1 protein-coding gene is annotated in these 510 nt (G+C 64.5%); it reads left to right on the forward strand.

The genetic code is table 11. The annotated features are described in order from the left end of the window. Positions 1-510: TonB-dependent receptor domain-containing protein (locus AC1DN0_RS41370; protein WP_477146648.1), on the forward strand; the 510-nt coding region annotated here is incomplete at both ends.

Consider the following 510-nt stretch of genomic DNA (forward strand, 5'->3'; position numbering starts at 1 on the left):
GTGTCGATGCGATCAGCCGCGTCAGCCGCACCAGCGATGGCCGCCTGTACGGGGTGCACGTCAACCCGATCAACATCGCGCGCGAGACCACCCGTGGCATCGATGTGGGCCTGCGTTACCGGCTGAGCACCGGGGTTGGCGACTTCATCCTGAGTGGCAACCACACCTGGGTGAAGACGCACGACTTCCAGCAGTTCGAGGGCGATGTGGTCGAAGACCAGTTCGCGGTCAACAGCGGCTTCGACATCCCGCGCACCAAGACCAGTGCGAGCATCACCTGGGAGAAAGAGGCCTGGTCGGCCACCGTGTACGGCTCGCGGCTGGGCAGGCTGCCGACCTACGACAGCTACGACCAGAGCTTCGACCCGGACAGCGGCGACAGCCCCTGGATCGGCGCCACGTACCGCTACAACGTGTCGCTGCAGTACCGGTTCGACGACCACTCGCGCCTGTCGTTGTCGGTGGTGAACGTGGCCAACAAGATGCCGCCCAAGGACGTGACGTATACGT

The organism is Cupriavidus sp. 05N39, assembly GCF_056397325.1.